Origin of the sequence: Mesorhizobium sp. ES1-6 (genome assembly GCF_020164775.1) — a bacterium.
GTDB lineage: Bacteria > Pseudomonadota > Alphaproteobacteria > Rhizobiales > Rhizobiaceae > Mesorhizobium.
Map to the genome: position 1 here is coordinate 351,250 of NZ_JAIUGU010000005.1, position 12,515 is coordinate 363,764.

13 protein-coding genes are annotated in these 12,515 nt (G+C 60.8%); 2 read left to right on the top strand and 11 right to left on the bottom strand.

Going from position 1 to position 12,515, the window contains the following annotated elements:
- Positions 1-50 precede the first annotated feature (50 nt).
- A complete protein-coding gene (locus LB564_RS16210; protein WP_224539149.1) occupies positions 51-341 on the top strand; it encodes a hypothetical protein in 291 nt (96 codons plus the stop codon).
- Positions 316-819, top strand: coding sequence for a hypothetical protein (locus LB564_RS16215; RefSeq protein ID WP_224539151.1), 504 nt, complete (start codon positions 316-318; stop codon positions 817-819). Before LB564_RS16210 ends, LB564_RS16215 begins: the two co-directional genes overlap by 26 nt.
- 43 nt (positions 820-862) lie before the next feature.
- On the opposite strand, the gene LB564_RS16220 is transcribed toward LB564_RS16215, so the two are convergent.
- From LB564_RS16220 to LB564_RS16270, 11 genes are all read right to left on the bottom strand, one after another.
- The gene (locus LB564_RS16220; protein WP_224539153.1) at positions 863-1,927 is read right to left on the bottom strand and encodes an ABC transporter ATP-binding protein; all 1,065 of its coding nucleotides are present in this window, start codon (positions 1,925-1,927) and stop codon (positions 863-865) included.
- Positions 1,928-1,956: 29 nt separating this feature from the next.
- Positions 1,957-2,748 (bottom strand): ABC transporter permease, encoded by a 792-nt coding sequence (locus LB564_RS16225; RefSeq protein WP_140704326.1) that lies wholly within the window; start codon positions 2,746-2,748, stop codon positions 1,957-1,959.
- Positions 2,745-3,662, bottom strand: a complete 918-nt coding sequence (locus tag LB564_RS16230) for an ABC transporter permease (RefSeq protein ID WP_411910175.1) — start codon at positions 3,660-3,662, stop codon at positions 2,745-2,747. Before LB564_RS16230 ends, LB564_RS16225 begins: the two co-directional genes overlap by 4 nt.
- Before the next feature lie 64 nt (positions 3,663-3,726).
- Positions 3,727-4,833, bottom strand: a complete 1,107-nt coding sequence (locus LB564_RS16235) for an ABC transporter substrate-binding protein (protein ID WP_140704323.1) — start codon at positions 4,831-4,833, stop codon at positions 3,727-3,729.
- Between the two features lie 243 nt (positions 4,834-5,076).
- Complete coding sequence (locus LB564_RS16240; RefSeq protein ID WP_140704321.1) at positions 5,077-6,249, bottom strand: iron-containing alcohol dehydrogenase; 1,173 nt, start codon at positions 6,247-6,249, stop codon at positions 5,077-5,079.
- Between the two features lie 18 nt (positions 6,250-6,267).
- A complete protein-coding gene (locus LB564_RS16245) occupies positions 6,268-7,665 on the bottom strand; it encodes an aldehyde dehydrogenase family protein (RefSeq protein WP_224539154.1) in 1,398 nt (465 codons plus the stop codon).
- Positions 7,666-8,085, bottom strand: a complete 420-nt coding sequence (locus LB564_RS16250; RefSeq protein WP_140704319.1) for a type II toxin-antitoxin system VapC family toxin — start codon at positions 8,083-8,085, stop codon at positions 7,666-7,668.
- Positions 8,082-8,507 carry a hypothetical protein gene (locus LB564_RS16255; RefSeq protein ID WP_224539156.1) on the bottom strand — a complete coding sequence of 142 codons (426 nt, stop codon included), beginning with the start codon at positions 8,505-8,507 and terminating at the stop codon, positions 8,082-8,084. Before LB564_RS16255 ends, LB564_RS16250 begins: the two co-directional genes overlap by 4 nt.
- 83 nt (positions 8,508-8,590) lie before the next feature.
- Entirely contained in the window at positions 8,591-9,961 is a 1,371-nt protein-coding gene (locus LB564_RS16260; protein ID WP_224539158.1) for a glutamine synthetase family protein, read from the bottom strand.
- Between the two features lie 88 nt (positions 9,962-10,049).
- Entirely contained in the window at positions 10,050-11,606 is a 1,557-nt protein-coding gene (locus LB564_RS16265) for an amino acid permease (protein ID WP_224539160.1), read from the bottom strand.
- Between the two features lie 22 nt (positions 11,607-11,628).
- Positions 11,629-12,447 carry an N-formylglutamate amidohydrolase gene (locus LB564_RS16270; RefSeq protein WP_224539162.1) on the bottom strand — a complete coding sequence of 273 codons (819 nt, stop codon included), beginning with the start codon at positions 12,445-12,447 and terminating at the stop codon, positions 11,629-11,631.
- Positions 12,448-12,515: the final 68 nt, after the last annotated feature.

Here is a 12,515-nt window from a genome sequence, read left to right on the forward strand (position 1 = left end):
ATCCGTGGGGCGGGATTGCCGGCGCAAACATGCATGCAGGATGCGGTCGAGTGGCCATCGAACTCAAGCCCCCCGGCAATACGCCTGAAATCGCGTCCACCGCACAGATTGAAAGCGACGGACAGGTCAGGATGCCAAGCCGAGCCGATGCGACCCTTGCTCGATACCGCTTGACCAGACAATCAGCCTTGACCTTTCAAAGCAGTGGTCGTTTATTGCCAATTACCAAGGTGACATATCGATATTTTAGCTGGTTGAAGAGCTTCAATGATGAGATTATTCGCGACACTGTGTGCATTGATACTGACCTCATCTTTGGCAACGGCTTCCGCGCTGTATGACGAATTGCTTACGGCAAAGATCAGGCTTCTGGGAACTCAGCGACCAGACCCAGGAATGGGTCTCTGGGCGAAGCAGACGAATGAGAGATTGCTGTCAATCATAGAAGGTAAATGGATAGACCTTGGGTATTCCGACCTAATCGACGAAGATAGCATGAATAAATATTGCTCAAGCTATGGATCTTATTTCAAGAAACTGACGTATTATTCCTTCGAAATTGTAAGTAAGGCCAATTTTCCAAGAGCCAAGCAGGCGATCCACAAAGAATACACCTTCAAGACGGGAATGTCTTATAACTACCAATGGAATATCGAACAACAAATGGCCGTCATAGGGAACTCGGAGCCAATCAGCACGCAAATCCTCAGGAATGCCAGCGGCACAAGCGCATTGATAATGATGACCCCGAATACCTTACTCGAGATCGACTTCGGCTCCGGAATGCCTTTCCTTTGGGGTCGTTGCCCAGCAGACTAAATCGATATCTCGGCTTTACGAGAGCTATCGACCCGATTGGCCGTCAGTGCAGCACCAGCATGTCGCTCGATGAGAACGAAATCTCGGCCTTCTCGCCGACGGCGGGCGGCGGGGTGGCGGAGTTGTTGAAGGTGTCGAGCGAGACCGTGTTGTTGCCGATGCCGACGCGGACCCGGATCACGGAACCGAGGAAGTGCACTTCGGAAATCTCGCCGGTCAGCCGGGAATCATGGCCGGGCTGGCTGCCAAGCGAAATCGCCTCCGGCCGCAGCGCCAGCGACAGCGTATCGCCGGACTTCGAGCCGTTGAGCTTGCCCTTGAGCGAGACTTGCTGCGTGTTGACCTGCACTGTGCCGGATGCGGCATCGGTGACCTTGCCTTCGAGCACGTTCAGCGTGCCGACGAAATTGGCGACGAACTTAGTCGCCGGCCGGTTGTAGATCTCGAACGGCGTGGCGACCTGCTCGGCCTTGCCGCCATACATGACGGCGATGCGGTCGGAGATCGACAGCGCCTCTTCCTGGTCATGGGTGACGAAGATGGTGGTGATGCCGAGCTTCTTCTGGATCGAGCGGATTTCCTCGCGCAGCGACACGCGAACCTTGGCGTCGAGAGCCGACAGCGGCTCGTCGAGCAGCAGGAGTTTTGGCTTCGGTGCGATCGCTCGCGCCAAGGCAATACGCTGCTGCTGGCCGCCGGAGAGCTGGTAGGGATAGCGATCCGCCATCTGCGGCAGCTTGATCATGTCGAGCATCTCGGCGACGCGCTTGTCGGCGTCGGCCTTCGGCATGCCGGCAACCTTCAGTCCGAAAGCGATGTTCTGCGCCACGGTGAGGTTCGGGAACAGCGCATAGGCCTGGAAAACCATGCCGACATTGCGCTGGTTGGGCTTCAACCGCGTGATGTCCTTGCCGGCGACGACGATCTTGCCGGCCGAGGGCTCCTCGAAGCCGGCGACCATGCGCAACACAGTCGTCTTGCCGCAACCGGACGGTCCGAGGAACGAGACGAACTCGCCCGGCCCGACGTCGAGGCTGAAATCCTGCACCACGGTGTTGGAACCGTAGGACTTTCGCACATGCTGGATCGACAGGAATGGCTCGGCCATGGCTTTTCTCTCAGGTCAATGCTTTTCGATCAATTCGGGCGGTTCGCCGATTTCGGCGCGAAGCGGGACAGGATCTGGATCAGCGACATGCAGCCCCAGGTAATGGCGAAGGCGATGATGGCAAGGGCTGCCGGCTCATAGGCGCGGTTGGCGCCGATATTCTGCAAATACGGGCCGAAGGCCGGCCGGTTGAGCAGGCTGGCCATGGTGAACTCGCCGATGACGATGGCAAAGGTCAGGAACGCGCCCGACAGCACGGCGATCAGCACATTGGGCAGGATCACCCGGCCGATGATCGTGCCCCAGCCGGCGCCCAGGATCTGCGCCGCTTCCGTCAGCGTGCGCACATCGATGGTGCGCAGGCCGGTATCGACGGCACGATACATATAGGGCAGAGCCAGTGTCGCATAACCGATGACCAGCAGGGCGTTGGCACCCATATTGCTGCCTAGGAACGGCAGCGGTGAATTCGAACCGTACATCCTGATATAGCCGAAAACGATGACGATGGCCGGAATGACCAGCGGCAACAGCGTGATGAATTCGACGATCGGCCTGAGCTGCGGCAGACGCAGCCGGATCCAGTAGGCGGCCGGCACGACGATCAGCACGCCGAGGATGATCGTGAAGATGGCCGCGACCACGGAATACAGGAAGGTCGACTGGAAGCGCGCGTCGCCCAGCACGATCTGGTAGGCATCGAAGGAATGCACGCCGCGCCGCATGCGCAGCGAGAATTCGACCGTCGCCATCAGCGGAATGAAGAAATAGGCCGCGCCGACAATGAAGACGACCCAGGCCCAGAATTTGCCCGACTTCATTTGAGCCACCTTTCGGACCGGGTCCGGAACCAGATGTAGAAGACGTTGGCCAGGCCCGTGATGACGATCATGCCGAAGGCGATGGCATAGCCGAGTTGCGGGTTGTGCAGCACGTCGCCATTGATCTGCGAGTAGAGTTTGATGGGGACGATGTTGAGCGCCGGGCCGGCAAACGCATAGGCAGTGGCGATGGCGCCGAAGGCATTGGCGAACAGAAGGATGACGGTGCCGAGAAAGCTCGGCCATATCACTGGGATGACCACCATGCGCCAATACTGCCATTGAGTGGCCCCAAGCGTGGCGGCCGCCTCGCCCCATTCCTTTTTCAAGCCATCGATGGCCGGCACGATGATGACCACCATCAGCGGAATCTGGAAGAACAGATAGACCGCGATCAGCCCCGAAGTGGTTAGGAAATTGAAGCCCATCGCGTAGATGTTGATATTGAGAACGTCGCGCAAAAGCGTTGTGACGATGCCGACGCGGCCAAGGGTGGCCAGGAACGCGAAAGCCAGCGGCAAGCCGGCGAAATTCGAGGCGACGCCCGAAAAAGTCAGGGTCGCGGAACGTGTCCAGTTCGGCAGCCCGCCACGAACGATCGCGATGGCTATGGCAAGCCCGGCAAAGGCGCCGATGATGGCCGACCAGAAACTGATCTTGATCGAGACCCAATAGGAGCTGCTGATCGACGGATCGCTGACCAGCTGCAGGATATTGTCCAGGGTGAACGAGCCGTCACTACGCTGGAATGCGCCCACGACGAGATAAATCGTCGGCAGGATCAGGAACATCAGGGCGAAGATGAAGAAGGGCGCAACCCCAATCCACTGCGTCGGCAGACGGAAAGCGGTCGCCTCGTTCGGCGGCGCGGGCCTGGTGGCAAGTGCCTGATTTGAAAGCGTAAGATCGGTCATGCGCCGGCTACCGTCTTCGAGGGGAAGCCGGGCGGCCTCTCGGCCGCCCGGTGGATTTCAAACCTTACTTGACGTTGGCGCCGACAACGGCGTCCCAGTTCTTGCTGATGACTTCCTTGGCCTTGCCCTGCTCTTCGAGCGTTGGGAAGGCGGCCGAGGCATAGGATTCCGCCGGCGGCAGCTTGGCCAGCACGTCCGCCGGGATCTTGCCGTTCTTGGCGAGGTCGTTGAAGCGGATGGGGTGGCAATAGCCCTTCAGCCAGCCGATCTGGCCTTCGTCGGAATAGAGATATTCCATCCAGAGCTTGGCTGCGTTCGGATGCGGCGCGAAGGCGCTGATGGCCTGCACGTAGACACCGGCGACGACGCCGGTCTTCGGCACGATGACGTCGACAGGCGGATTGCCCTTCAGCGTATCGCGGCCAGCAAGCGCGTTGTAATCCCAGTTGATCAGGATCGGGGTCTGGCCCTGGGCAAGCGTTGCCGGCTTGCCGACGACCGGGACGAAATTGCCGGCGGCGTTGAGCTTCTTGAAGAAGTCGAGGCCGGCGGTGCCTGCGGCTTCACCAGCGGCGGCGCCCGACGACAGGCCAGCGGCATACACCGCCTGGATGGCCTGGTTCGAAGCGCGCGGATCACCGGCAACGGCGACCGCGTTGGCGAATTCCGGCTTCAGGAGATCGGCCCAGTCCTTCGGCGATTCCTTGATCAGGTCCTTGTTCACCATGAACGACAGCACGCCGTAATAGTCGCCGTACCAGGCGCCGTCGGCATCCTTGGCGCTGTCCGGGATCGAGTCCCAGGTCGACACCTTGTAAGGCATCAGCAGGCCATCGGCCTTGGCGGTCGGGCCGAAGGAGAGGCCGACGTCGATGACGTCGGGAGCCTGCGGGCCCTTGTTGTCCTTGTTGGCCTTGATCGCCTCGACTTCGTCGCCGGAACCGGCGTCGGGGTTGAGTTCGTTGATGGTGATTTCCGGATACTTCGCCTTGAAACCGGCGATGACGTCGCCATAACCGCACCAGTCATGCGGCAAAGCTATGGTCGTGAGCTGGCCTTCAGCCTTCGCGGCCTTGACGAGATCGTCCAGCGAAGCAGCGGACGAAATCACCGACGACACCATCAGGGTCGCGGCCGAAAGGGAAAGCACCTTCCCCGTGAATTTGAACATGTGTTCTCTCCGTTGAACTGGCGCCGTTGGACGCCTGCGATGCGGTATCGTTTTCGTGTGACAGCCAGATGAAAGCTTTGTGAAACCAGCCGCCAGCAGCGCGAAAAGTTAACTCTTTTTAACCGGCTGTAGCAATTAGCCATCACTTAATTTTCCGGCTAATCATTAATCCGCCCGTCTTTCGCCCCTTCCCCTTTCCTTTCCCCTCGTTTTCCGATCAAGTTTCGCGTCCCGGGAGCGGCCTCAGACCGTCCCGGCGATAGCGTTTTCGAGCAGTGTCAGTGCCGCCTTCTTGGTCAGCTTGACCGGGTTGCCGCCAGCCGTCGGATCGACCACCGCCATGTCGGCAATCAGCGCCTTGCGCTTCTTGTCCATGTCGAGCCCCTTGATCAGGCCCGGCAGCGCGTGCGGCACCTTCAGTTCCTTGCGCAGCTTGATAACAGCCTTGGCGAAGCCGTCGAAGCCGCCCTTGATGCCGCAATAGGCGGCGAGCCGGCCAATGCGCTCCTCGATGGAGTCGCGGTTGAAGGCGAGCACATAGGGCATGAACACGGCGTTTGTCATGCCGTGATGGGTGTCATAGAGCGCGCCGATCGGGTGCGACAGCGAGTGAATGGCGCCCAACCCCTTCTGGAAGGCCGTGGCGCCCATGGCCGCCGCGCTCATCATATGGGCGCGAGCGACAAGGTCCTTGCCGTTGGCAAAGGCCTTCGGCAGATTCTCGAACACCAGCCGCACACCTTCCACGGCAATGCCATCAGCCATCGGATGGTAGCCAGGCGCGCAATAGGCTTCCAGGCAGTGCGCCAGCGCGTCCATGCCGGTGCCGGCGGTGATGAAGCCCGGCATGCCGACCGACAGTTCGGGATCGGCGATGACGATGGCCGGCAGAAGCTTGGGATGGAAGATGACCTTCTTGGTGTGGGTTTCCTCGTTGGTGATGACCCCGGCGCGGCCGACTTCCGACCCGGTGCCGGCCGTGGTCGGCACCGCGATGATTGGGGCGATGGCGTCGGAATTGGCGCGCGTCCACCAGTCGCCGACATCCTCGAAATCCCACACCGGCCTGACCTGCCCGGCCTGGAAGGCGATCAGCTTGCCGAGATCGAGCGCGGAACCGCCGCCGAAAGCGATGACGCCGTCATGCTTGCCCTTCTTGAACACGGCGATACCGGCGGTGAGGTTCGACTCGACGGGGTTCGGCCTCACCTCGGAAAACACCCCATAGGGAACCTTGGCATCGTCGAGGATTTTCAGCGTCGAGGCCACGACCGGCAGTTTCGCCAGGCCCGGATCGGTGACGAACAGCGGCCGCTTGATGCCGGTGGCAGCCAGCACCTCGGGCAATTCCTTGATGCGCCCGGCGCCGAAGCGGACAGTGGTGGGATAGTTCCATTTGGAGATCAGCTTTGACATTTTTTGTCTTTCGAAAAATCAGATGGTTTCGCGCAGGTGGAAGGATTTCGGCCGGGTCAGATTGTCGTAGCCCAGCGCCGAGAGTGCTACGCCCTTGCCGGTGTCCTTAACGCCGGTCCACACCAGCGCCGGATCGAGATAGTCGCAACGGTTCATGAACACCGTTCCGGTCTCGACGCGATCGCCGATCGCCACCGCGTGCTCGGTGTCGCGCGTCCAGATCGAGGCCGTCAGCCCATAGGGGCTGTCATTCATCAGCGCGATCGCCTCCTCGTCGTTGCGCACCTTCATGATGCCGACGATCGGGCCGAAGCTTTCCTCGCGCATGACGCTCATCTGGTGGTCGACTTCGGTCAGCACCTCGGGCGCCAGATAGGGCGAGCCTGCTTTGTCGTTTTCGACCCTCATGTTGATATGCGCCTTGGCACCCTTGCGCAGCGCTTCGGCCTTCTGTTCGCGGATCAGGTCGGCGAAGCGCGCCTGCGCCATCGGCCCCATCGTCGTCGCCTGCTCGAGCGGATTGCCGACGACATAGTTCCTGGTCTCGGCGATGAAGCCCTCGACGAACTCGTCATAGACCTTCTCGTGCACATAGACGCGTTCGATGCCGCAGCAGCACTGGCCGGAATTGAAGAACGCTCCGTCGACCAGATTGGCGACCGCGTGATCCATCTTGGCGTCGGGCAGCACATAGGCCGGATCCTTGCCGCCCAGCTCGAGGCCGAGCGTCATGAAGGTGCCCGCCGCCGCCTTCTCGATGGCGCGGCCGCCAGCGACAGAGCCGGTGAAATTGACATGGTCGATCTTGCCGGAACCCAGCAGTTTTTCGGTCTGGGCGTGGTTGAGAACGACGTTCTGGAACACGCCCTTGGGCAGGCCGGCCTTGTCGAAGGCCTGGGCGAAGCGCTCGCCGACCAGCAGCGTCTGCGCGGCATGTTTCAGGATGACGGTGTTGCCGGCCATCAGCGCGGGCACGATGGTGTTGACGGCGGTGAGATAGGGATAGTTCCACGGCGCGATCACCATGACCACGCCGAGCGGATCCTTCTTCACATAGCGGCGGAAGCCGTCCTTGGGGTTGGAGGCCGGCACGGACTTCAGCGCCTGCTCGGCAATCTCGACCATATAGTTGGTGCGTTCCTTGACGCCGCCGAACTCGCCGCCGTAGCGCACCGGCCGTCCCATCTGCCAGGCGATCTCGGGCACGATCTCATCTGTCATCGCGACCAGCGCTTCCAGCATCGCCAGCATGTATTTGCCGCGTTCGACGATCGGCGTCCGCGCCCATTTCTCTTGCGCCGCCTTGGCCCGTTCGACCGCGGCATTGATCGCCTGGTCCGTCGCGATCGGACGTTCGGCATAGATCGAGCCGTCGATGGGGGATTTGAGTTTTACGGTTTCCAAAAGATGCTCCATTTAGCAGGCTAATGCACGCAGATGACCATTGCGGCTGTAGCGAAGGATGGGCTCGTCTCGCGTCACAAGAACCATGTCCAAAGCCCTTGCAGTGGCAATCAGTATTCGATCCATGGGATCGCCATGAGGCGAACCTGGCAAGTTGGAAGACGCAATCAGAATGGCCGGCGAAATCGCGCAGAGTTTTGCCGACATGCGCTCTATGAATCGCTCTACGAAATCGAGCGGCGCTATGGGCAAGTTAAGCCGGCCCTTGGCCACACCGATGCCGATCTCCCATGCAGACATCGGCGAGAGGTAGAGGCGGCCATCATAGGCCGCGTCCGAAATCTGCTGACTTGCCTGAGGATCGATTTTGCTGTCGTTGGCGATGAATATCACCGCGCACGTGTCCAGAAGCAGGCCCGGCTCTTCACTCATTTGCGCATCACGTGTTTGTCATGCTGAGTTTCACCGCCCAGATAGCCCCGATCCCAAGGCTCGTCATCGAACGGTTTGGTGACATCAAACCCCGCCTCGATTGCTATCAAGCCCTTCATGAAACCAAATCCAGGGTGACGGTGTGTACGCACCGCGGGTGCGCCGTCACCAGTCGGCATCTTGCGAACGCGGCGAAAGACAAGCTTGCCAGTGCCTACGTTGACGGATTCGGTTTCGAACCCAGCCTCGAGCCACTCCCTGGTCATGGGGTTGTTGTTCGGATTGTTGCTCCACCACGCAGGGTATTGCTTGGATGCAGGCAACGGCAGACTAAGCACACTCTCGATCTCATCGAATGACATAGGAATACGGTCGGCATTCTGGGCGACCAGAAATTCCTTCAGCGGCGCATATTTGGACATTGCGAACTCCTCAACAATTGCAGTTTGCAGCCTTCACGTGGGCCACTTTAACCAAATTGTCAACATTAAAGCTGCATTAAGCTTTAATACCGCTCGAATCCCCTGTGCAGTTCCCAATCCGTAATGCGGCGGTCGTATTCGAACTGCTCCCACTTCGCCGTGTGGACATAATGTTCGAGCACGTCCTCGCCGAGCGCCTGCTTCAGCATCTTCGACCTGGCCAGCGTTTCGGTGGCATCGCGCAGGGTCTTCGGGATCTCGGGCAGGCGCGATGCCTGGTAGGCATCGCCGACGAAGGGCTTCTGCAACTCCAGCTTCTCGTCGATGCCGGCGAGGCCAGCCGCGATCAGTGCGGCGAAAGCAAGATAGGGGTTCAAGTCGGCGCCGCCGATGCGGCATTCCATGCGGATGCCCTTTGTGCCTTCGCCGCACAGGCGGAAGCCGGCGGTGCGGTTGTCCTCGCTCCACATGATCTTGGTCGGCGCGAAGGTGCCGGCCTGGAAGCGCTTGTAGGAATTGATGTAGGGCGCCAGGAACCAGGTGAACTCCTTGGCGTATTTCAACTGCCCGGCGGCCCATTGCTGGCCGAGCGTCGACAAGGTCCATTCAGCCTTTTTGTCGAAGAAGAGCGGCGTCTTGCCGTCGGCGCTCCACAGCGAATTGTGGATGTGGCTGGAATTGCCGGCGAGCCCATAATTGTATTTGGACATGAAGGAGATCGCCTTGCCTTCGGACTCGGCGATTTCCTTGGCGCCGTTCTTCAGGATGACGTGGCGGTCGGCCATGTCGAGCGCTTCGGCATAGCGCACATTGATCTCTTCCTGGCCCGGGCCCCACTCGCCCTTGGAATTCTCGATCGGGATGCCGGCCGCTTCCATCTCGTTGCGAAGCCGGCGCATGACGCCTTCTTCCTTGGTGGTGATGCCGATCTGATAATCGCCGATATAGGGCGACGCGGTGTCGAGACCTTGCCAGTGCTTCTTTCGGGCGGAATCGTAGGTCTCGTTGAACAAATAGAATTCGAGCTCGGAAGCGAAATAGCCGATATAGCCACGCTCCTGCAGCCGCTTGACCTGCTTCTTCAGCATGGCGCGCGGCGAGTGCGGCAGGTCGTCATGCGTGTGGTGGTCGAGCACGTCGCAGATCACCAGCGCCGTCTTTTCCAGCCAGGGGATGCGCCGCAGGGTGGCGAGGTCCGGCTTCATGACGAAGTCGCCATAGCCTTTCGACCAGCTTGCCGCCTTGTAGCCCGGCACCGGCTCCATATCGATGTCGGCAGCCAGCAGGTAGTTGCAGCCATGCGTCTCGTCATGCGCGGAATCGACGAAATATTGCGCCAGGAACCGCTTTCCCGCCAGCCGGCCCTGCATGTCGACGATACAGGCCAGCACCGTGTCGATCTCGCCATTGGAGACCGCTTTCTTCAACTGATCGAACGAGAAATTTCCGGCCATTCCTGTGGCACTCCAGTGCTTGGTCGTTGAAAGGGAAAACCCCAACCATGGCCGGCACGATGCCGGCCATAATTGGTGATGCTTGACGTCAGTGGCCGGTTTCGCCGACCGCCTGCTCTGCTGCCTTGATCGCCGCCTGACGCGCGGCGATGATGTCGCCCAGCGGCGGCCCCTGGAAGCGGTTGCGTTCGAAGGCGAACCAGACGATCGCCGTCAGGATGAAGAAGCCGACGGTGATGTAAAGCGCCCAGTCGTTCGGCGGCTGGATGCCGATGATGAAGATGAGGATCATCGACACGATCGACAGGAAGCCGAACAGCATGAACACGCCGCGCCCCAGATTCCATGGCCCCATCTTGTCCCACTTCGGCGTGCCCCAGGCCAGCATGCCGAGCACGATCGGCACGATGAAGGAGAGGAACAGGAAGATGACGGTGCAGGACACCACGATGGTATAGGCCGAGGTGCCGGCAACCGAAACCAGCGTCGAGCCCCAGACGAACAGCACCGACAGGATCGACGCCGTCCAGATCGCCGCCACCGGCGTGCGGTAGGTCGGACTGACCTTGGCGAGCGCCGAGGAGCCCGGCAGGCCGCCGTCACGCGAGAAGGCGAAGATCATGCGCGAAGCCGAGGTCACCGTGGCGAGACCGCACAGCAGCTGCGCGATGAACACGACGAGATAGACGAACTCCTTGAGGCCGGGGCTGACGCGCTGGTCGAAGGCCCAGAAGAACACGTTCCAGCCCTGCTTGGCGGCGTCGTCCATGTTGGGGATCATCAGCACGAAAGCAGCCAGGAACAAATAGCCGAACAGTGCCGACCAGATCACCGACATGACCATGGCGCGCGGCACCGAGGAAGCCGCCTTGATGGTTTCCTCGGAGGTGTGCGCCGAAGCGTCGTAGCCGGTGATCGTGTAGATCGGCAGCAAGAGCCCGAGCGCGAATACCCAGGCGTTCGAAACCTGCGGCCAGACCCCGCCGCCGGCATCGCCGGAGTAATTGTGGAACGTAAACAGCCGGCTGAAATCCCAATGTTCCGCCGAGATCAGGCAGACCACCGCGATCAGGATCGCACCGAAGAAGATCAGATAGCCCGAAAAATCGGTGAGCTTCGCCGTCAGCTTGATGCCCAAATGGTTGATCAGGGCTTGGGCGCCGGTGATGACGACCAGGAAGATCATCTGGTTGGTCAGCGTGCCCTCGATGCCGAGCGCCGGTCCGAAGGCGCCGACGAAGAACGTCCAGGTGCCGACATTGATGGCGCCGAGCACGGTGATCAGGCCGAGCAGGTTGAGCCAGGCGGTCACCCAGCCGGTGCCGCGATTGCCGAGGATCGAGCCCCAGTGATAGAGGCCGCCGGCGGTCGGATAGGCCGAGCTGATCTGCGACATGGCGACCGCGAAGGTCAGCGAGATGAAACAGCCGACCAGCCAACCGATGCCGATGCCAATGCCGCCGGCACCCGACGTTGCCTGAGCCAGTGAATTGATGCCACCCGACAGGATGCAGATGATGGAGAAGGAAACCGCGAAGTTCGAAAAGCGGCTGAGACGCCGCTCCAGTTCCTGGGCGTAGCCCATGCTGTGGAGGGCCTTTACGTCCTCCGCCTTGTCGACGTCTGTATAACCCGGTGCTGCCATTGGAAGTCCCCTGTTTTGATTCTCAGCTGGCCGATTGGACTGACTTTCTGACTGAATGCGATCTGGGCCGCGTGGCCTCCTCTGGTTCCAGATCCGAAAAAATGCCGGTGAGCAGATCCGCCCATTTCCGCTGCCCGGTTTCGCCGGAGATTTCATCGTTGCGGATTTCGATCATCGCGCAGGGCAAGCCGCGCGAACGCGCGTGCCGCTCCAGCGTGAAATAGACGCGGTCGGCGGGCGAATAGGGTTCGTTGACCCCGACCGTGACCCCGGCAAGCCGTTGCAGCGCCGAAATCAGCGGCTTCGCCAACCTGCGGTCTTCGTCATGGATGATGCCGATATGCCAGGGCCGGTTGTGGCCCTTGTAGACCGGCGTGAAGGAATGGACGGAAACCAGCCGCGTCTCCTGGCCGCGCGCCAGCCGGTCTTCGACAATGCGCTCGATGGTGCCATGAAACGGCTGCCAGGACAGGGCGACCCGCGCCGCGCGCTGTTTTTCCGACAGACCGGTATTGCCCGGTATGGCTGTGGTTTCGCTGACCGGCGGCACCAGGTCCGGCGCGTCGAGCGGCCGGTTGCAGTCGATGACCAACCGCGAAACGCGGGTCTCGACCAGCGTCGCGTCGAGCGCCCGCGCCATGCGCAGCGCAACCGGCAGCGCGCCGGGATCCCAGGCGATGTGACGCGACAGGTCCTCTGCGGCGAGGCCGAGCGTGCCGAATTCGGCCGGCAGGAAATTGGAAGCGTGGTCGCAGGTCAGGACGAAAGGGCTTGATCCGCCGGGGTTGGTCACCCTCACGGTATCAGGCGATGCAAGGCTGGCGGGCCGTGCTTTCTCCATAGTCTGCCGTCCCCGGGGAGCGCTGTATCGTATGTTACGTATTTTGCCTCATTGCGTCCCTACGGATG